This window comes from Marisediminicola antarctica, from assembly GCF_009930795.1.
GTDB lineage: Bacteria > Actinomycetota > Actinomycetes > Actinomycetales > Microbacteriaceae > Marisediminicola > Marisediminicola antarctica.
The window spans coordinates 2,213,501-2,233,486 of sequence record NZ_CP017146.1 but is presented as its reverse complement, the minus strand read 5'-3'; the positions used below and the strand labels follow the sequence as shown (position 1 = coordinate 2,233,486).

Sequence of the window (19,986 nt, the reverse complement as noted above, 5' to 3'; positions counted from 1 at the left end):
ATTGGGCCAGCGGCCCTAGCCCGCGACCTTCTGCAGCAGGCAGATGAACATCGCGTCGGTGCCGTGCCGATGCGGCCAGAGCTGCACATGCCCGGACGCGCGCTCGCCCTGCTCGCCGAGCTCGAGCGGTTCCACCGTCACACCGGCGAGCACCGCCGCGGTGTCGAGCCGCTCGATGCGCCCGCCCTGGCGCTTCAGAACGCCCTCGACGACGCCGGTGGTCTCTGCGAGGTGGGGCGAGCAGGTGACGTAGGCGAGAATGCCGCCGGGCTTGAGCGCGTCGATCCCGGACTCGAGAAGACTGGCCTGCAGCTTCTGCAGCTCGGCGACGTCCTTCGGCTGCTTGCGCCAGCGTGCCTCCGGGCGGCGGCGGAGCGCGCCGAGACCCGTGCAGGGCGCGTCGATGAGGATACGGTCGAACTGCTCCGGGAGGCTCTGGCCGATCGTCGTGCCGTCCTGCACGAGCACCTGCGGGGGGTTCGGGATGGCCGCGAGTGCCGCGCGGACCAGCTCGGCGCGAACCGGGAGGATCTCGTTGGCGACGAGGGTGACGCCGACGGCGGCGGCCTCGGCGGCGAGCAGCGCGGCCTTGCCCCCGGGACCGGCGCACATGTCGAGCCAGCGTTCGCCGGCGGCGGCCGGGCGGGCCCGGCTGAGGGCGAGTGCGGCGAGTTGGGAACCCTCGTCCTGCACACGGGCGTGGCCGGTTTGCACGACGGGCCACCGGGCCGGATCGCCGCCCTCGCTCACGACGCCGAGCGGCGAGTAGCGTGCGGGGCGCGACCGGGGCAGGTCGTCGGTGCTCGACAGGCCCGGCAGAGCCACAAGACTCACCCGAGGAGCGAGGTTGTCGGCGTCGAGGAGGTCTTCGAGCTCGATCTCGCGCCCCTCGGCGGCCAGCGCCCGGCGGAAGGCACGCACGATCCAGACCGGGTGGGAGTACTCGATGGCGAGGCGCTCGTCGTCGGACCGCGGCTGGGCCATGACCTTCTCGTGCCAGTCGGCGGGCTCGGTCCGGGTGATCGTGCGCAGCACGCCGTTGACGAAACCGGTGGCCGACTGGGAGCCGACCTCGCGGGCGAGCGACACGGCCTCGTCGACGACGGCGTGGTGCGCGGTGCGCATCGACAGCAGCTGGTGGGTCGCAAGGCGCAGCACATCGAGAATGGGTGGGTCGATCCTGTCGGTGTCGCGCCCGGCCGCGATCCGGATGACGGCGTCGTAGTAGCCCTGCATTCGAAGGGTGCCGTAGGTCAGCTCGGTCGCGAGTCCGGCATCCGCTCCGCTCAGTCCGGCCCGCTCGAGCCGGGTGGGAAGCAGCAGGTTCGCGTAGGCGTCCGATTCGGTCACCGCGCGGATCACGTCGAATGCGACACGGCGGGCCGGCTGCACGCGCTGGGCCTTGGCGGGGCGCTGGACTTCGGCGGGGCGCTGCGGCGGGCGCCGCTTCTCGTGGCGGGGCGGCCTTGCGTCACTGGTCATTCGACAATCATCCCCGCATCGTCGGGCCTGCCGCGCCACCAGTCGGCGGCGGCCATGGCGTTCTTGCCTGCCGGCTGCACAGAGACGAGCTCGATCGGGTCGCTCGCGGTACCGGCGAGGAGGCGGCGTCCGTCGAGCCGGAGTTGCCCGGAGGGCACCCGGGCGGCGTCCCGCGCGATGGCCGCGTCGAGCACCTTGAGCCTGGCGCCGTCGAGGGTCGTGAACGCGCCAGGTTCGGGTGTCACGCCGCGGATAAGGTCGTGCACGGTACTCGCGTGCGAGGTCCAGTCGATGCGGCCGTCGACGAGGGTGAGCTTCGGGGCAAGCGTCACGTCGCCGGACTGGGGCTCGCCCCGCGCACTGCCGTCGGCGATCGCATCGATGACGCGCGCGAGAAGCTCGGCTCCGCCGCCGGCGAGGGAGTCGAGAAGGTGCCCGGCGGTCTCGTTGCCGCCGATCGGCTGGGTGAACTGGCCGTAGATCTCGCCCGCGTCCAGTTCTGGCACGAGCTGGAACACGCTGGCGCCGGTGAGCTGATCACCGGCGATGATCGCCCGCTGCACGGGGGCGGCGCCGCGCCAGCGCGGGAGGAGCGAGAAGTGCAGGTTGATCCAGCCGAGCCGAGGAGCAGAGAGGAGCGGTTCGCGCAGGATCGCGCCGTAGGCCACGATGACACCGAGGTCGGCGGTGAGCGCGGTGATCTGCTCGGTGACCTCGTCCCCCGGCCGGTTCGACTTGATGGTCGGGAGGCCGAGCTCGGCCGCCGCTGCCCCCACTTCGGTCGGGGTGGGCACGCGTGTGCGGCCCTTGGGCGAGTCGAGTCGGGTGAGCACCGCCGCGACGTCGTGGTCGGTTGCGGCGATCGCGCGAAGGCTGGGGACGGCGGCGCCGGGGCTGCCGGCGAAGACGATTCTGAGGTGGGTCACGTGGCTCTTTACTCGATGAACGGCTCGATGTCGTCGAACCGCACTTTCAGTGTAGGCAGCGCGAGCGGGATGCTCTTGCCGGGGACGCGCTTGCGGCGGACTGTGGCCGCCCGGATGATCTCGGCCCGCAGCGCCGTGGCGACGGCAGCGCCCTGGGAATAGTCGAATCGCACGATAGCGCGCACGCCAGCGTCGGTGTCGAGGGGGCCGAGAACGTCGGCGCCGGTAAGGCCGGCGATGCTCGCCAGCGCCTTTTCGACCGTGTCGGCGGTGCCCGTGACGGTTGCGACCCTGATCGCCGGCGGGAACCTCAGCCGTCGTCGGTCAACGAGTTCCGCGGCGGCGTAGGACTGCGGCCGCCAGGTCGCCAGAGCCGTCGCGAGGGCGCCGCCGACCCCGACGAGCACGACCGGAGCGCCCGGCTTCGCGAGTGCGGCGGCGTTCGCCCACCAGCGCAGGCAGTCCTCGCCGACGCGCAGGCTCTCCCTGGCCAGCATCCGCTCCCCGTCGAGCAGCAGCACGGCATGGTAGCCGCCCGCGGCGAGGGGCTCCGCTCCCCTGGTGGCGACGACGAGGGCCGGCGCGTCGTCGACGTGCAGCAGCGGCCGGTCGCCGTCGGCGATGATCACTCGCACACCAGGGAAGGCTCGCCCGAGGTCCTCCGCGGTGCGAACGGTGCCCTGCCCGACCTGCCGCAGCCGGGTGCCCTCGCAGTTGCCGCAGGTCCAGGCCGCGGCGGGTTTGCCGCACCACGTGCACGCGGGCACCGAGCCCGACGTCTTCGTGCCGAGCGGCCCGTCGCAGTGCCCGCACCTGGCGGACTGCCCGCAGGAGTCGCAGGCGAGGCGCGGTGCGAAGCCGGGGCGCGCGACCTGCACGAGCACCGGGCCGGTCTCCAGGGCCGTCTTCGCCTCCCGCCAGGCCGTGGAGGGGATGCGGGCGATCGCCGCGTACCGGTCTTGTGGGGCTTGCTGCGCAGTGGGGACAATCTTCGGCGAGTAGTTACGCGCCGGACCGAGGGTTCCGAGGTAGCCGATCTCGACGAGCCGCTCGACCTCGGTGCTGCGGGAATGGCCGAGGAAGAAGAGGGCGCAGCCCTGCTGCTGCTGCCGCACGAGTGCGGCGTCCCTGGTGTGCACGTAGGGGCTGAGGGGCTCCGCGTGCAGCGGGTCGCCGTCGTCCCACAGGGCGATGAGCGCGAGCCGCGCTGCCGGCGCGTAGACGACAGAGCGGTTGCCGACGATCGCGAGCGGGGTCTCCCCCAGGCAGTCGAGGTGGGCACGGTACCGGTCGGGATTGGACTGCCGGGCGTCGAGGTGCACGATGCGGGACGCGGGCAGCACGGCCTCGAGTGCCGCGATGAGCTGCTCCTGGTCGCGGTAGTCGGGTACCGAGAGGATCGCGCTGCCGCCGCTCGCGAGCGCGTGGGTCGCGGCGGCGGCCATCGTCGTCGCCCAGTGGCCCACCTGCCGGCCGTCAGGCAGGGCGACGACCCTCGGTACGGCATCGACCGCGTGCTTTTCGCCGCCGGCGATCGCCCGGGCGAGCCGGTCGGCAGGGTACGCGGCGACGTCCGCGGGTGTGACCGGATCGGCCTCGGCGGCAGCCGAGGTGCCGTCGGCCTGCCCCGCGAGCCAGACCTTCTCGACCCGCACCTGGCGTTTCGGCACAGCGAGCCTGATCACGTCGTTGGCCGTGCCGGCGGCACGGTCGGCGACGGCCCGCGCAAGCGCCACGACCTCGGGGGCGAGCACGGACGCGGTCGACACCACGGCCTCGAGTTCGCTGAGCACACCGGTGTAGTCGATCTCGGTGACGACCTCGATCACGAATCCGTCGGCGATACGCCCCGCTGACCTGAGCGGCACCCGAACACGCACCCCGGGCGCGACATCGGACGCCATCGCGGCGGGCACGGCGTAGTCGAACAGCCGGTCGAGCTGGGGCAGCGGTGAATCGACCATCACCCGCGCGATCGGAGCGGGGGTCGTCATGGTTACAGCCCGGCGGCGCTGCGCAGCGACGAGGTCCGGTCGAGCTTCTCCCAGGTGAAGTCGGGAAGCTCGCGGCCGAAGTGGCCGTAGGTCGAGGTGGCCGAGTAGATCGGGCGGAGCAGGTCGAGATCGCGGATGATCGCGGCGGGGCGCAGGTCGAACACGTCGCGGATGGCCCGACCGATCGCGGCGTCGTCGATGTGGCCGGTGCCGAAGCTCTCCACGTACAGGCTCACCGGGGATGCCTTGCCGATCGCGTAGGCGACCTGCACCTCGAGCCGGTCGGCGAGGCCGGCCGCGACGGCGTTCTTGGCGACCCAGCGCATCGCATAGGCGGCGGAGCGGTCGACCTTCGACGGGTCCTTGCCGCTGAACGCGCCGCCGCCGTGTCGGCTGGCGCCGCCGTAGGTGTCGACGATGATCTTGCGCCCGGTGAGGCCGGCGTCGCCCTTGGGGCCGCCGATCTCGAACCGGCCGGTCGGGTTGATGAGCATGGCCGCCGACGAGAAGTCGAGGCCGGCGAGCTCGAGGACGGGCCTGATCACCAGTTCTTCGATCTCGCGGGTGAGGGTCGCGTCTGACACGCTGGGCGCGTGCTGGGCCGAGATCACGACGGTCTCGACGGTGCGCGGAACGAGTCCGTCGTAGCCGATCGTCACCTGGGTCTTGCCGTCGGGCCGGAGGTAGTCGACGAGCCCCTCCTTGCGCACTGCGGCGAGACGTTCGGCGAGGCGGTGGGCGAGCCAGATCGGCAGCGGCATGAACTCGGGGGTCTCGCGGGTGGCGAATCCGAACATGATGCCCTGGTCGCCGGCGCCCTGCGCGTTGAGGAGGTCGTTGTCGCCGCTGCGGGCCTCGAGAGCCCTGTCGACGCCCTGAGCGATCTCCGGCGACTGCGACCCGATCGAGACTGTCACCCCGCAGTTGCTTCCGTCGAAGCTCACTTCGGAGGAGTTGTAGCCGATCGCCGTGATCGTGTCGCGCACGAGGGTGGGGATGTCGACGTAGCCGGTGGTCGTGACCTCGCCGGCGACATGCACGAGGCCGGTCGTGACGAGGGTCTCCACCGCGACCCGGCTGTGCGGATCGTCGGCGAGCAGCGCGTCGAGGATCCCGTCGGAGATCTGGTCGCAGATCTTATCGGGGTGTCCCTCGGTGACGGATTCGGAGCTGAACTGGCGCAGGCCGGACGGTGACGTACTCATGTGTGCCTCGTAGCTGGAAGTTGGCGGGCGGGCGGATCCACTCCGTCGGCAGTGCCGTGCGAATCGGGGGCGCAGACCCGAGCGGGTCGGGCCGCCGGCCAACCAGGTACGGTCAGGCCAGCAGGTCGAGTATGCGATCGGCCACCGACAACTTGCTCCCGGAGGCCTCCATCACTATATCCCCGGCCAGATCGATGACCAGGACCCGGTTGTCAGGAACCGCGAAGCCCTCCGTCCAGCCCACCCTGTTGAGGACGAGATAGTCGGCACCCTTCCGCACGATCTTCGACCGTCCGAGGGCGAGCAGCGCGGAGTCGTCCGGTTCGGTCTCTGCGGCGAACCCGACGATCACCTGACCGCGGTGCCTCGTGGACGCGAGGCCGGCCAGAATATCGGGATTCTTGACGAGGTCGATCCGCAGTCTGTCGCCCTGCGTCTCCTTCTTGATCTTCGACTGAGTCGTGATCTCCGGGCGGTAGTCTGCGACGGCCGCGGCCATGATGATGATGTCGGCGCTGGCGGCGGAGGTGGCGGCGGCGGCGGCCAGCTCGGCTGCCGAGCTCACTTCGGTCAGTCGAACGCCGGGGGGCGGCGACACCTCGAGGTTTGCGCCGATCAGCTCGACGGTGGCACCCCGCAGAGCGGCGGCTCCTGCGATCGCGACGCCCTGCCTGCCGCTCGAGCGGTTGCCGATGTACCGGACCGGGTCGATCGGTTCGCGCGTGCCGCCGGCGGTGACGAGCACCCGCCGACCGCTGAGGTCCCGCGGGCGCAGCGCGGCCAGGGCCGCCGCGACGATCTCGTCGGGTTCGACCATGCGCCCGACCCCGGCATCCGAGCCGGTCAGCTGCCCGGTTCCCGGGCCGACGACGCGGATACCCCGCGACTGGAGCGTCGCGACGTTCGCGGCCGTCGCTGCGTTGACCCACATCTCGGTATGCATGGCAGGAGCGACGACGACGGGGGCGCTACTGGCGAGGATCGTGGTGCCCAGCAGGTCGTCGGCGAGCCCGATCGCGAGCTTCGCGATCGAACTCGCCGTCGCCGGTGCGACCACGATGAGATCGGCGGCCTGGCCGATCGCGACATGCCTCACCTGCGCGACGCCCTCGTAGAGGTCGGTGTGCACGGGGTTGCGGCTGATCGCCTCGAGCGTCGGCCGCCCGACGAATCGAAGCGCGGCATCCGTCGCCACGACGTGCACGTCGTGCCCGAGGAGCACGAAGGCGCGGATGACGCCGACGGCCTTGTAGGCCGCTATTCCCCCGGTGATCCCCACCACGATGTTCAGCGGGCGGCTGGCGAGTTTCCGCGGCACGCCGGGGTCGGTCATGGCGTCGGGATCGAGGGTCGGTGCTACTCGGCGAGGGGCTTTGCGACGAGCTTGTTCTCGTTGATCTCGTGCAGCGCGACCGAAAGGGGCTTGTCCTCGATCGTGGAGTCGACGAGCGGTCCGACGTTGTCGAACAGGCTTCCCTCGTGGAGGTCGGCGTAGTAGTCGTTGATCTGGCGAGCACGCTTGGAGGCGAAGATGACGAGCGCGTACTTCGAGTCGACCTTCGTCAGCAGCTCGTCGATCGGCGGATCGATGATGCCCTTTGCCTTGTCAACCATGTGGTGCTCCTTCTGTGAATGAAAGCGTGTGAATGAAAGCGTGCGAGTGAAAGCGGATGCAGCTGAGTCAGCTGGAGTCGTGGGACGCGTGAGGGCGCAATCTCATCAAGTCTACGACCTCCTCAGCCGCCTCGGCGACGTCACCGTTCACGACGCGGTAGTCGAACTCGTGCTGCGCGGCGAGCTCGACCCTCGCGGTCTCGAGTCGGCGCTGCTGTTCGGCGAGGCCTTCGGTGCCGCGACCGATGAGGCGGCGCACCAGCTCGTCCCAGGTCGGGGGCAGCAGGAACACGAGAACGGCCTGCGGCATCGCCGCCTTCACCTGCCGCGCGCCCTGGATGTCGATCTCGAGCAGCACACTGCTTCCGTTGGCAAGATTGTCATCGACGGGGCGCCGCGGCGTGCCGTAGCGGAACGCGTTGTGCACCTTCGCCCACTCGAGCATGTCGCCCCGCTCGACGAGGCGGTCGAACTCCTCGTCGCTCACGAAGAAGTAGTTGACCCCCTCGACCTCGCCGGGCCGCGGGGCCCTCGTGGTTGCGGACACGGAGAGGTGCACGTCGGGGTAGTTCTCGCGGATGAAGGTCGAGACGGTGCCCTTTCCGACCGCGGTCGGACCGGCCAGGACGACGAGCTTGGCCTTCGCGGTGTCTGTGCCCCGGCTCTCCCGCACGACGAGCCAGTCCCGGAGCCGGTCCCGCTGGCGGGAGCCGAGCCCGCCGACCCGCTTTGAATCGGCGATCTGCAGCTCGGCCATGACCTTGGCGGTGCGTGTGGGTCCGAGCGTGGGAACGCTGGTCAGCAGCTCCCGCACCCGCAGCGTCGCCTCGGCGGCGGCATCCGGATCGCTCCACGCGGTGTCGAGCACGTCGACGGCGCTTCTCTGCCGCGTCGCGACGGCGTGCTTCACGACCGCGCGGCGGCGTCTCGCGGCCACGGCGGCGCGGGATGCGGCGACCCGGTCGACGGGCGGTGGACCTGACTGCGTCATGCGCCGACCTCGTTCGCGTGGGAGGTGATGGCCGCGGCGAGCCCGGACGGCCCGGCGGTGAGGATGCTGCGCGACGCGGCCACGATGGTGCGGCTTGCGGCAGCGCCGTAGATTGCGTTGACCTGGTCGAACCGGGCGCCCTGGTGTCCGAAGCCCGGCGCGAGGATGGGTGTGCCCGGTCCCTCGTCCGCTGCCGCGGTGTCGATGCCGTACGCGGCGAAGTCGACCGTGGCTCCGAGCACGACCCCGACGCCCGCGATGCGGGCGGAGGGGTCGCCTCGATTCCAGTCGGTCACGTCGGCGACAATACCCGCAGCCACCGTCAGTCCGCTACGCGCGCCCGACCCGATGATCGCGGTCTGAACGGCCGCCGCCTCGGGATTCGAGGTCGCGGCGAGCACGAAGAGCCCCTTGCCGTGCCGGGCCGCGAGTTCGAGCGGCGCGGTGATCGACCCGACGCCCTGAAAGGCGCTGACGGTCATCGCGTCCGCTTCGAGTGGGGAGCCGGGGGTCAGCCACGCCTGGCCGTACGCCTCGACGCTCGAGCCGACGTCGCCGCGCTTGGAGTCGGCGATGACGATCAGGCCCGCTGCGCGGGCCTGGCGGAGCACCTCTTCGAGAGCGGCGAAGCCCGCGGAGCCGTGACGCTCGAAGAACGCCACCTGCGGCTTCACGATGCCCGCGCGGCCGGCGCTCGCCTCGACGACGCGCAGGCCGAAGTCGCGCAAGCCCGCCGCGTCGTCTCCGAGGCCCCACTGGTGCAGGAGGTAGGGGTGCGGGTCGATGCCGACGCACAGGCGGCCGGGGCCGTCGATGGCCTGCTCGAGGCGTGTGCCGAAGCCGATCACAGGCGTGCCGCCCTCTCGATCGCGTACTCCTGCAGCGATTTGACGTCGAAGCCGTTCTGGATCGCCTCGAACGAGGCGACCGCGGCGCCCAGCTGCGCGATCGTGGTGAACAGGGGCTTGTCGGCCGCGACGGCCGCAGCCCGGATCTCGTAACCGTCCGCGCGGGCGCTCCGCCCACTGGGCGTGTTGATGACGACGTCGACACGCTCCTGGTTGATGAGGTCGACGATCGACGGCTCGTGCTCGGGCGAGGAGCCGCCCTGCGAGTACTTGCGCACGACGGTCGCGCGGATGCCGTTGCGTCCGAGGATCTCGGCGGTGCCGATCGTCGCCAGGATGTCGAACCCGAGCTGTTGGAGCCGCAGGACGGGCAGAATAATCGCACGCTTGTCCCGATCGGCGACCGAGACGAACACAGCGCCGCCTGAGGGGAGGCCGCCGTAGGCCGCCTCCTGGCTCTTCGCGAAGGCCTTCGGGAAGTTCTCGTCGATTCCCATCACTTCGCCGGTGGACCGCATCTCCGGGCCGAGGACCGAGTCGACGATGAGGCCGTCCTTGGTGCGGAACCGCTTGAACGGCAGCACCGCCTCCTTCACCGCGACCGGCGAGTCGATGGGCACGATCGCCCCGTCCTGCTCGGGCAGCAGTCCGCTCGCGACGAGGTCGCGGATGCTCTCCCCCACCATCACCCTGGCCGCGGCCTTGGCGAGCGGGATGCCGAGCGCCTTCGACACGAACGGCACGGTGCGCGACGCGCGCGGGTTCGCCTCGAGCACGTAGAGCACCCCGGCGCCGATTGCGAACTGCACGTTGAGCAGCCCCTTCACGCCGACACCCTGCGCGATCGCGAGGGTCGCCTCGACAACGCGCGCGATCTGCTCGCGGCCGAGCGTCACCGGAGGCAGGGTGCAGCTCGAATCGCCGGAATGGATGCCGGCCTCCTCGATGTGCTCCATGACACCGCCGACGTAGAGCTCGGTGCCGTCGTAGATCGCATCGATGTCGATCTCGACCGCGTCATCGAGGAAGCGGTCGATGAGCAGCGGATGCGACGACCCGATGATCCCCTGGCCCGACATCCGGTGGAAGTAGTCCTCGAGCGACGGGCTGTCGTAGACGATCTCCATCCCGCGGCCGCCGAGCACGTACGAGGGGCGCACGAGGACCGGGTAGCCGATCTCCTCGGCGATAGTGACCCCGCCGCGGAAGTCGATCGCGGTGCCGTTGCGCGGCGAGACGAGTCCGGCCGCGTCGAGGATGCCGGAGAACAGCCCGCGCTCCTCGGCGAGGTCGATCGCGTCGGGCGTCGTGCCGAGGATCGGCACCCCGGCGGCCTGGAGGCCGTGGGCGAGCCCGAGTGCGGTCTGCCCGCCGAGCTGCACGACCACGCCGACCAGTTCGCCGCTGAGGCTCTCGGCGTGGATCACCTCGAGCACGTCCTCGAGTGTCAGGGGCTCGAAGTAGAGGCGGTCGGAGGTGTCGTAGTCGGTCGAGACCGTCTCCGGGTTGCAGTTGATCATGATCGTCTCGTACCCGGCCTCGGCGAGGGTGAACGAGGCGTGCACGCAGGAGTAGTCGAACTCGATCCCCTGCCCGATGCGGTTGGGGCCGGAGCCGAGGATCACGACCTTGCGCCGCTCGCTCGGCACCACCTCGGTCTCGAGGTCGTAGCTCGAGTAGTGGTAGGGCGTCAGCGCGGGAAACTCGCCGGCGCAGGTGTCGACCGTCTTGAAGACCGGACGCACGCCGAGGGCCCAGCGGGCGCCGCGCACCTCCGGCTCGCCGAGCCCGCGCAGCTGCGCGATCTGCGCGTCACTGAAGCCGTGGTCCTTGGCGTGACGCAGCACGCTCTCGTCGAGCTGCTCCGCCGCGGCAACCTCAGCGGCGACCTCGTTGATGAGCTCGATCTGGTCGATGAACCACGGGTCGATGCCCGTCGCGGCATGCGCCTGCGCGTTGGTCGCGCCCGCGCGCAGGGCCTGCTGCAGGGTGACGATGCGGCCGTCGGTGGGTATTGCGGATGCGGCGAGCAGGTCGTCCATCGAACGCTCCTCGTCTCCCCAGTGAAAGCTCGACCCGCGCTTCTCGAGGGACCGCAGCGCCTTCTGCAGCGCCGTCGCGTAGTTGCGTCCGAAGGCCATGGCCTCGCCGACGCTCTTCATCGTCGTGGTCAGGGTCGCGTCGGCGGCCGGGAATTTCTCGAACGCGAACCGCGGCACCTTGACCACGACGTAGTCGAGGGTCGGCTCGAACGAGGCCGGGGTGACCTTGGTGATGTCGTTCTGGATCTCGTCGAGCCGGTAGCCGATCGCGAGCTTCGCGGCGATCTTCGCAATTGGGAAGCCCGTGGCCTTCGAGGCGAGGGCGGAGGAGCGCGAGACGCGCGGGTTCATCTCGATGACGATGATGCGCCCGTTGGCGGGGTCGACGGCGAACTGGATGTTGCAGCCGCCGGTGTCGACTCCGACGGCGCGGATGATGTCGATCGAGATGTCGCGCAGCTTCTGGTACTCGCGGTCGGTGAGGGTCAGCGCCGGTGCGACGGTGATCGAGTCGCCCGTGTGCACGCCGACCGGGTCGACGTTCTCGATCGAGCAGACGACGACGGTGTTGTCGGCCGTGTCTCGCATGAGCTCGAGCTCGTACTCCTTCCAGCCGAGGATGGACTCCTCGAGCAGCACCTCGGTCGTCGGACTCTGGTGCAGGCCGTCGGTGACCATCCGCACGAGTTCCTGGCGCGTGTAGGCGAATCCGGAGCCGAGCCCGCCCATCGTGAACGAGGGGCGGATGACGAGCGGGTAGCCGAGGTCCTCGGCGAATCCAATGGCCTCGTCGACCGTGTGGGCGATGTGTGAGCGCGCCACTTCGGCGCCGCAGGCGATGACGAGCTCCTTGAAGATCTGGCGGTCCTCGCCCTTCTGGATCGCCTCGAAGTTCGCACCGATCAGCTCGACGTCGTACTTCTCGAGGATTCCGTGCTCGTGCAGCTCGATCGCCGCGTTGAGCGCCGTCTGACCGCCGAGGGTCGGCAGCACCGCATCCGGGCGCTCCTTGGCGATGATCGACTCGATGACCTCCCAGGTGATCGGCTCGACGTAGGTCGCGTCGGCGAATCCGGGGTCGGTCATGATCGTCGCGGGGTTGGAGTTGATGAGGATGACGCGCACGCCCTCCTCGCGCAGCACCCGGCAGGCCTGAGTGCCGGAGTAGTCGAACTCCGCGGCCTGGCCGATGACAATGGGCCCGGACCCGATGACCAGGACCGAGTTGATGTCGTCGCGTTTGGGCATTACTTGTCGTCTTTCTTGTTGGCGCGGGCTGCGACGGTGGTGAGCACCATGTCGCGGAACCGGTCGAAGAGGTAGTTGGCGTCGTGTGGCCCCGCGGCGGCCTCGGGGTGGTACTGCACCGAGAAGGCGGGGATTTCGAGGGCGTTGAGGCCCTCGACGACGTTGTCGTTGAGGTTGACGTGGCTCACCTCGACCAGGCCGAACCCGGCCGGCGACCGGGTGGGTGCGCCGATGGGCGCGTCGACCGCGAAGCCGTGATTGTGGGAGGTGATTTCGACCCGCCCGGTCGTCTTGTCGACGACGGGCTGGTTGATGCCGCGGTGGCCGAACGGCAGCTTGTAGGTGCCGAAGCCGAGGGCCCGGCCGAGGAGCTGGTTGCCGAAGCAGATGCCGAAGAACGGCACGCCGTCGCGCAGGGCGCCCTGCAGCAGGGCGACGTGGGCGTCGGATGCGCTCGGGTCGCCCGGGCCGTTGGAGAAGAAGAGCGCGTCGGGGTCGAGGTCGCGCAGCTGCTCGGCGCTCACCGACTGCGGCAGCACCATCACCTCGAAGCCGCGCGCGGCGAGGTAGCGCAGGGTGGATTCCTTGACGCCGAGGTCGAGAACCGCGACCAGTCCGATCCGCTCCCCCTCCGGCGCGATCCGGTACTGCGCGATGACCGACACCCGGTCGGAGAGGTTGAGTCCGCGCATGTCCTCGCCGGACCGCACGAGCCGCAGCTGCTCGGCCGGGTCGAGCGCGGCATCCGCGCCCGAGAAGATGCCGGAGCGCATGACGCCGGCGTCGCGCAGCCTGCGGGTGACCGCGCGCGTGTCGACGCCGCTGATGCCGACGACGCCGTCGGCGACGAGCTGGTCGTCGAGGCTGCCGTTCGCGCGGAAGTTCGACACCACGCGGGAGGGGTCGCGCGCGACGAAGCCGTTGACCCAGATGCGGCGGGACTCCGGGTCTTCGTCATTCACCCCGGTGATGCCAATGTGCGGGGCCGTCATCAGCACGATCTGCCCGGCGTAGCTCGGGTCGGTGAGGGTCTCCTGGTAGCCCGTCATCCCCGTCGAGAACACGGCCTCGCCAAATGTGCGCCCGCGCGCGCCCCAGGCGCGTCCGACGTATCGGGTGCCGTCTTCGAGCACCAGCACTGCTGGATCCATGCTCGTCACTGTTCCTCGTTCCTGGCGCGGGTCGGCGCCGTGATGATTGACTCGATCGCGCCGATGAGCGCCGACGGATCGGTGGGCTCCGGCACGCGGAGGTAGCTGTCGATGGTGGTGTCGCCGAGTCGCCAGACGATACGCACGAGGCCGCCGGTCTCGACGACGCGGTCGATGGTCCAGGTGGCGCGCTCGACGGCCACGAGGTCGGAGCGCGGGATGAAGGCATCCGGCTCCCCCGCGATGCCGAGCGAGATCCCCGACTCGAAGACCTGCACGCGGGCGCGGGCGCGGTATCCGAGGCCGGCGACGGCGATGCGGTTGAGCGGCTCGTCTGTCATCGTCGAGGCGACGTAGAAGGCCTCGACCGTGACGAGTTCGCGCCCGGTCAGCTCGGGAAGGCCCTGCGGCCGCGGGATGCCGGACTGGCGCCGCTGGCGTCGCCGCCACCCCGCGTACATGAGCGCGAGGAGGAGCACGAGCACCGCCAGCACGATGGCGCCCGAGATGACCCGGTTATCCATGGGTACCCCCAGCGGCCCTGGCGGCGGCCGCCGAGACGGTCTCCTCGGCGATAAGTTGCCCGTCGAGCACGGTCGGGTAACCCTGGTGCACCGTCGCGACGACACGGCCCGGCAGTCTCAGCTGCAGGAACGGCGAGTTGCGGCCTTGTCCCGCGAGAGCGTCGGTGTCGAAGACGCGGCTCGCGGAGGAGTCGTAGAGGGTGAACTCGGCGGGCGCGCCGACCGCGATCCCGTCGCCGTAGCCGTCGAGGCGGCCGATCGCGGCGGGGGGGCTCGAGAGCACCCGGGCGATGTCGTTCCAGTCGAGCATCCCGTTGTCGACGACGGAGGCCTGCACGACGGAGAGGGCGGACTCGAGGCCGACCATGCCCATCGACGCGGCGGTCCACTCACAATCCTTCGACTCGGACGGATGCGGCGCGTGGTCGGTCGCGATGATGTCGATGGTACCGTCGGCGAGTCCGGCGCGCAGAGCGAGCACGTCCTCCTGGCGGCGCAGCGGCGGGTTGACCTTGTAGCGCGCGTCGTAGCTGCGGACGAGCTCCTCGGTGAGCATCAGGTGGTGTGGGGTCACCTCGGCGGTGACGCGGATGCCCCTCGCCTTCGCCCAGCGCACAACCTCGACGGATCCGGCGGTGGACAGGTGGCAGATGTGCACGCGGGCGCCGACGTGCTGCGCGAGAAGCACATCACGGGCGATGATCGCCTCCTCGGCGACGGCGGGCCAGCCGGCGAGGCCGAGTTCGCCGCTCACGACTCCCTCGTTCATCTGGGCGCCCTCGGTGAGCCGGGGCTCCTGAGCGTGTTGTGCGACAACGCCGTCGAAGGTCTTCACGTATTCGAGGGCGCGGCGCATCAGGAGGGCGTCCGAGACGCACTTGCCATCGTCGGAGAAGACCCGCACCCGCGCGCGGCTATTCGCCATGGCCCCGATCTCGGAGAGCTGCTGGCCGGCCAAGCCCACGGTGACGGCGCCGATCGGGCGCACGGTGACGTACCCGGCGCGACGGCCGAGCGACTCGACCTGCTCGACGACGCCGGCGGTGTCGGCGACGGGCGAGGTGTTGGCCATGGCGTGCACCGCGGTGAATCCGCCGATCGCCGCCGCGCGCGATCCGGTCAGCACGGTCTCGCTGTGCTCGAACCCGGGCTCACGCAAGTGGGTGTGCAGGTCGACGAGGCCGGGCAGGGCGGTGAGTCCGTCGGCGTCGATGACCCGTGCGCCGGTGGCGCTGAGGCCGGTGCCGACCTCGCTGATGCGACCGTCGCGCACGACTAGGTCGGTGCGGGTTCCGTCGGCGAGGGTCGCGCCGGTGACGAGAAGGGTGGTTGTCATGAAAGTTCTCCGCGTTCCCCAGACAAGACGAGGTACAGCACTGCCATCCTCACCGAAACCCCGTTTGCGACCTGCTCCAGCACAGTCGACCGGGGTGAGTCGGCGGCGCGGGAGGAGATCTCGAGGCCGCGATTCATGGGACCTGGGTGCATCACCATGGTAGCGGCGTGGAGACGGTCGACCCGCGCGTCATCGAGGCCCCAGCGCTTCGAGTACTCCCGTGCGTTCGGGAAGAACCCGCCCGACATCATCCGCTCGGCCTGGATCCGCAGCATCATCACGACATCGGTCCCGGCGTCGATGGCCTCGTCGAAGTCGTAGCCGACCGTGACGGGCCAGTTCGCGATACCGACCGGCAGCAGCGTCGCCGGGGCGACGAGGTGTACCTGGGCGCCCAGGCTCGTGAGCAGCCAGACGTTGGAGCGGGCGACGCGCGAGTGCAGGATGTCGCCGACGATCGTGACGCGCACGCCGTCGAGCGATCTGCCGCGCGAGGCGGTGCCGTGCAGGCGCCTCCTGATGGTGAACGCGTCGAGCAGGCCCTGGGTCGGATGCTCGTGGGTGCCGTCGCCGGCGTTGATGATGCCGGCCTCGATCCAGTTGCTCTGCGCGAGCACCTGGGGGGCGCCGGATGCCGGATGCCGGATCACGACGGCATCCGCTCCGATCGCGGCGAGGGTCTGCGCCGTGTCTTTGAGGCTCTCGCCCTTCGAGACGCTTGAGCCTTTGGCGCTGAAATTGATGACGTCGGCGCTCAGCCGCTTCGCGGCCGCCTCGAACGAGATGCGGGTGCGGGTGGAGTCCTCGAAGAAGAGGTTGACGACGGTGCGTCCGCGCAGGGTCGGCAGCTTGCGCACCTCCCTGGACTGCACGTCGGCCATGTCCTCGGCGACATCGAGGATACCGATGGCCTCATCGCGCGTCAGGTCGCGGGTGCTCAGCAGGTGCTTCACTTCTGTGCCCCGTTCTGGCCGGGGCTCTCGCCGCCGTCGATGCTGACGAACTCGTCGCCGTCGCTCTCGTGCAGTCGCACGTAGATGCGCTCACCCTGGGCGGACGGCAGGTTCTTGCCAACGAAGTCGGGCCGGATCGGCAGCTCCCGATGCCCGCGGTCGATGAGGGTTGCGAGGCGCACGACGCGCGGCCGCCCGATGTCGCCGAGCGCATCGAGGGCTGCGCGGATCGTGCGGCCGGAGTAGAGCACGTCGTCGACGAGCACGACGACGGAGCCGTCGATGCCGGTCGCGGGCACCCGCGTCGGCGAGGGCGCCCTCGTCGGGTTGCGAGAGAGGTCGTCGCGGTACATCGTTACATCGAGTGATCCCGAGGCGACGGGCCGCCCGGAGATGTCGGAGATCAGCCGGGCGATTCGCTCGGCGAGGATCACCCCGCGCGTGGGGATGCCGAGTATGACGAGATCGTCGGGGCCGCGATTGGACTCGAGGATCTCGTGCGAGATCCGAGTCAACGCTCGGGCGATATCAGCTTGCTGCAGAACGATTCTGAAAGGCAATCTGACCTCCTTCCCCGTCTCTCTGGACGGTGGTTAAAGGATGTCTGGTGTGTGTTGAGCCTAGCAGGGCCGGTGGGGCGCCCCGGCTCAGAACGGGTGCAGCGCGTGTGCCGCGGCGTCCCGTACCGCGCGCGACACCGAGTCGAGCAGCGGGGAGGTGAGGTTCCAGCGCTGCCAGTACAGCGCGACGTCGACCGGATGGAGTGGGGCGAGTTCCACGAGCGCGCCGCTGGCGATCTCGGCGAGGCACTGCTGCTCGGGGAGCAGCGCCCAGCCGAGGCCCAGCACCACGGCGCGGGCGAAGTCGTGGGACGCCGGAACGTAATGGCTCGGGCCACCCTCACCGCCCGTGCGGGCGAGCACAAAGGCACGCTGGAGCTCGTCGCTGCGGTCGAAGGTAACGACGGGTGCCTCCGTCAGGTCCGCGAGATCGGGGTGCCGTGGCATCCACCGCGCGACCAACGCCGGCGCGGCCACCGCGCGATAGCGCATGAGCCCGAGCGGCTCGGTCACGCAGCCCTGGATGGTTGCCCGCGTAGAGGTCACCGCGGCCATCACGGCACCGGCCCGGAGCAGTGAAATCGTGTGATCCTGGTCCTCACGGTGCAGGTCGAAGGTCGCGCCCAGCTCCTCGCCGAGCCCGACGAGGGAGTCGAGAAACCAGGTTGCGAGGCTGTCTGCGTTGACCGCGAGAGGGATCAGGGGGTGAGGCGCGCCGCTGGCATCGCCGTCGAGCTCGCGCCGGGTGTCGGCCTCGAGCAGCTCGAGTTGGCGGGCGTAGCGAAGCAGCACATCCCCCGCCGGGGTGAGCGTGACCGGGGTGGTGCGTCGCACGAGCACCTGGCCGGCAGCCTGTTCCATGGCCTTCATCCGCTGCGAGATGGCCGATGCGGTCACGTGCATCCGCCCCGCCGCCGCCTCGAATGTGCCCTCATCGATCACGGTGCGGAGGGTGGCGAGTTGGTCGAGCGTGAAGCGGTGCATAAGTTCAGCTTATGACTGCCAAGAAACCATAGCTGGGCTGAATTCTCTTACGGCCGTAACGTGAGTGGGTGACTCTCTCTGCGACCCTGCTTCCCGCCCTGCTGGGGCTCGTAACCGGGTTGTCGCTCATCGTCGCGATCGGCGCACAGAATGCGTTCGTGCTCCGGCTCGGAATCGACGGCCGCACTCGAATCATCGCGCCCGTGGTCGCCATCTGCGCGCTCTCTGACGCCGTCCTCATTCTCGCGGGGGTCGTCGGCCTGGGAGCGATCGTCGAGACGGCACCGGTCGCGCTCGTCGTCGTGCGGGTACTCGGCGCCGGATTCCTGATTGTCTACGGGCTGCTCGCCGCGCGCCGCGCCGTCCGCCCTGCGGCGCTGATCGCGGGTGGTGCGGGCAAGCAGATCGGCATACGGCTGGCCGTGACGACCGTTCTCGCGCTGACGTGGCTGAACCCGCACGTCTACCTCGACACTGTTCTGCTGCTCGGGGCGGTCGCTTCCCAGCAGGAGCCCGCGGAACGCTGGTGGTGGACGGGAGGCGCCGTGCTCGCGAGCTTCCTGTGGTTCGGCGCGCTCGGGTTCGGTGCCAGACTGCTGCGGCCGTTGTTCGCCCGGCCCCGCGCGTGGCGGGTGCTGGACGCATCCATCGCCGTCGTCATGATCGCTCTGGGGGTGCGGCTTGCCGTGGGGCAGTAGGCGGATGCGGGGTGCGCGAATTCGCCACCGCGTTGTTGAGCGGTCGGGGTGGCGTCGTCCTCTCCCCTGAAGACGACACCGAGTGGAACGTCGCGTGAACGGTGAACAGCACCGGGCGCGTCGAGTACGGAGTAGTGGCCGCTCACAGCTGTCGGGCAGCGACCACGAGTCCGTACTCGGCGAACTTCTGCCCGCACGCGACCCGCATGACCGTGTCTCTGAGCGAGTCGGGCGGGTTTCCGCACGGTCGCTGTGCGACCTGCCAACCAGCGGTTTGGGTCGGTTGAGCAGTGCGCTCTGGCGCGCGTAGTGAAACCCGCCCGGGGCGAGACGGGGTGAAGGACGCGTCGAGTACGGAGTAGTGGCCGCTCACAGCTGTCGGGCAGCGACCACGAGTCCGTACTCGGCGAACTTCTTCCCGCACGCGACCCGCATGACCGTGTCTCTGAGCGAGTCGGGCGGGTTTCGGCACGGTCGCTGCGCGACCTGCCAACCAGCGGTTTGGGTCGGTTGAGCAGTGTGCTCTGGCGCGCGTAGTGAAACCCGTCCGGGGCGAGACGGGGTGAAGGACGCGTCGAGTACGGAGTAGTGGCCGCTCACAGCTGTCGGGCAGCGACCACGAGTCCGTACTCGGCGAACTTCTGCCCGCACGCGACCCGCATGACCGTGTCTCTGAGCGAGTCGGGCGGGTTTCCGCACGGTCGCTGTGCGACCTGCCAACCAGCGGTTTGGGTCGGTTGAGCAGTGTGCTCTGGCGCGCGTAGTGAAACCCGCCCGGGGCGAGACGGGGTGAAGGACGCGTCGAGTACGGAGTAGTGGCCGCTCACAGCTGTCGGGCAGCGACCACGAGTCCGTACTCGGCGAACTTCTGCCCGCACGCGACCCGCATGACCGTGTCTCTGAGCGAGTCGGGCGGGTTTCCGCACGGTCGCTGTGCGACCTGCCAACCAGCAGGTTCACGATCACAGCCGGTCCGCGGGGGTACCACCCTCACCGCGACTGGCGACGCTTGCCCGGAGCAGACTGCCCCTTCACAGCTGGCGCCCGGCCCTTGCCCTTCGAGGCTTTGGCCTTGCCACCGGCGCTGGGCTTCGAGGCCTTGCGCACGGAGCCAGGCAACTTGGGAGTCGGGTTCGCGAGCTCGGCACGGGCATCGTCGACGATTGCCTCGCCAGCGGGAGTGAGGGTCACCGAGCCGTCGACGCGAATGAACAGGGGCGTTCCGACTTCGGCCTCGAGCTGCCTGATCGACGCGTTGAGGCTCGAGCGCGGAATTGCGAGCGCCGCCGCGGCCCGCTCGAAGTCGAGCGTGTCGACGACCTGGACGAAGTGGCGAAGCAGGGAGATGTCCACGTAGAGCTCTTTCATCGAAGCCGCGCGAGTCGCGGCCACCCGAATAGGCTACGGGACGCGGGCGGAACCCGAGAGGG

At 69.9% G+C, this 19,986-nt stretch carries 17 protein-coding genes; 1 reads left to right on the top strand and 16 read right to left on the bottom strand.

The features are described from left to right. Positions 1-15: 15 nt before the first annotated feature. The 15 genes from BHD05_RS10510 to BHD05_RS10440 form a co-directional block, all read right to left on the bottom strand. Positions 16-1,482 carry an RsmB/NOP family class I SAM-dependent RNA methyltransferase gene (locus tag BHD05_RS10510; protein WP_161886381.1) on the bottom strand — a complete coding sequence of 489 codons (1,467 nt, stop codon included), beginning with the start codon at positions 1,480-1,482 and terminating at the stop codon, positions 16-18. Then, positions 1,479-2,408 carry a methionyl-tRNA formyltransferase gene (gene fmt / locus BHD05_RS10505; RefSeq protein ID WP_161886380.1) on the bottom strand — a complete coding sequence of 310 codons (930 nt, stop codon included), beginning with the start codon at positions 2,406-2,408 and terminating at the stop codon, positions 1,479-1,481. The genes BHD05_RS10510 and fmt overlap by 4 nt, the downstream gene beginning before the upstream one ends. A gap of 8 nt (positions 2,409-2,416) precedes the next feature. Continuing rightward, positions 2,417-4,402, bottom strand: coding sequence for a primosomal protein N' family DNA-binding protein (locus tag BHD05_RS10500; protein WP_161886379.1), 1,986 nt, complete (start codon positions 4,400-4,402; stop codon positions 2,417-2,419). 2 nt (positions 4,403-4,404) lie between these two features. Next, positions 4,405-5,607, bottom strand: a complete 1,203-nt coding sequence (gene metK / locus BHD05_RS10495) for a methionine adenosyltransferase (RefSeq protein ID WP_161886378.1) — start codon at positions 5,605-5,607, stop codon at positions 4,405-4,407. Positions 5,608-5,719: 112 nt separating this feature from the next. Next, positions 5,720-6,940: a bifunctional phosphopantothenoylcysteine decarboxylase/phosphopantothenate--cysteine ligase CoaBC gene (gene coaBC / locus BHD05_RS10490; protein WP_236966505.1), complete on the bottom strand. Its 1,221-nt coding sequence runs from the start codon at positions 6,938-6,940 to the stop codon at positions 5,720-5,722. 23 nt (positions 6,941-6,963) lie between these two features. Continuing rightward, positions 6,964-7,221 (bottom strand): DNA-directed RNA polymerase subunit omega, encoded by a 258-nt coding sequence (gene rpoZ / locus BHD05_RS10485; protein ID WP_161886377.1) that lies wholly within the window; start codon positions 7,219-7,221, stop codon positions 6,964-6,966. Between the two features lie 67 nt (positions 7,222-7,288). Then, on the bottom strand, positions 7,289-8,212 hold the full coding sequence (gmk, locus tag BHD05_RS10480; RefSeq protein WP_161886376.1) for a guanylate kinase: 924 nt from the start codon (positions 8,210-8,212) through the stop codon (positions 7,289-7,291). Further along, positions 8,209-9,060 carry an orotidine-5'-phosphate decarboxylase gene (gene pyrF, locus BHD05_RS10475; RefSeq protein WP_202614195.1) on the bottom strand — a complete coding sequence of 284 codons (852 nt, stop codon included), beginning with the start codon at positions 9,058-9,060 and terminating at the stop codon, positions 8,209-8,211. The genes gmk and pyrF overlap by 4 nt, the downstream gene beginning before the upstream one ends. Next, positions 9,057-12,350 carry a carbamoyl-phosphate synthase large subunit gene (carB, locus tag BHD05_RS10470; RefSeq protein ID WP_161886375.1) on the bottom strand — a complete coding sequence of 1,098 codons (3,294 nt, stop codon included), beginning with the start codon at positions 12,348-12,350 and terminating at the stop codon, positions 9,057-9,059. Before carB ends, pyrF begins: the two co-directional genes overlap by 4 nt. Next, positions 12,350-13,501 carry a glutamine-hydrolyzing carbamoyl-phosphate synthase small subunit gene (gene carA / locus BHD05_RS10465; RefSeq protein WP_202614194.1) on the bottom strand — a complete coding sequence of 384 codons (1,152 nt, stop codon included), beginning with the start codon at positions 13,499-13,501 and terminating at the stop codon, positions 12,350-12,352. The genes carB and carA overlap by 1 nt, the downstream gene beginning before the upstream one ends. Before the next feature lie 5 nt (positions 13,502-13,506). Next, a complete protein-coding gene (locus tag BHD05_RS10460) occupies positions 13,507-14,025 on the bottom strand; it encodes a PH-like domain-containing protein (RefSeq protein ID WP_161886374.1) in 519 nt (172 codons plus the stop codon). After that, a complete protein-coding gene (locus tag BHD05_RS10455; protein ID WP_161886373.1) occupies positions 14,018-15,361 on the bottom strand; it encodes a dihydroorotase in 1,344 nt (447 codons plus the stop codon). Before BHD05_RS10455 ends, BHD05_RS10460 begins: the two co-directional genes overlap by 8 nt. Further along, positions 15,358-16,314: an aspartate carbamoyltransferase catalytic subunit gene (locus BHD05_RS10450; RefSeq protein ID WP_161886372.1), complete on the bottom strand. Its 957-nt coding sequence runs from the start codon at positions 16,312-16,314 to the stop codon at positions 15,358-15,360. Before BHD05_RS10450 ends, BHD05_RS10455 begins: the two co-directional genes overlap by 4 nt. Beyond that, positions 16,311-16,874 carry a bifunctional pyr operon transcriptional regulator/uracil phosphoribosyltransferase PyrR gene (gene pyrR, locus BHD05_RS10445; protein ID WP_161886371.1) on the bottom strand — a complete coding sequence of 188 codons (564 nt, stop codon included), beginning with the start codon at positions 16,872-16,874 and terminating at the stop codon, positions 16,311-16,313. Before pyrR ends, BHD05_RS10450 begins: the two co-directional genes overlap by 4 nt. Before the next feature lie 87 nt (positions 16,875-16,961). Further along, on the bottom strand, positions 16,962-17,858 hold the full coding sequence (locus tag BHD05_RS10440; protein WP_161886370.1) for a LysR family transcriptional regulator ArgP: 897 nt from the start codon (positions 17,856-17,858) through the stop codon (positions 16,962-16,964). Positions 17,859-17,926: 68 nt separating this feature from the next. On the opposite strand from BHD05_RS10440, the gene BHD05_RS10435 reads away from it, so the two are divergent. Then, positions 17,927-18,556: a LysE/ArgO family amino acid transporter gene (locus tag BHD05_RS10435; RefSeq protein ID WP_202614193.1), complete on the top strand. Its 630-nt coding sequence runs from the start codon at positions 17,927-17,929 to the stop codon at positions 18,554-18,556. A gap of 990 nt (positions 18,557-19,546) precedes the next feature. On the opposite strand, the gene BHD05_RS10430 is transcribed toward BHD05_RS10435, so the two are convergent. Beyond that, positions 19,547-19,948, bottom strand: coding sequence for a helix-turn-helix domain-containing protein (locus tag BHD05_RS10430; protein WP_236966504.1), 402 nt, complete (start codon positions 19,946-19,948; stop codon positions 19,547-19,549). Positions 19,949-19,986 lie beyond the last annotated feature (38 nt).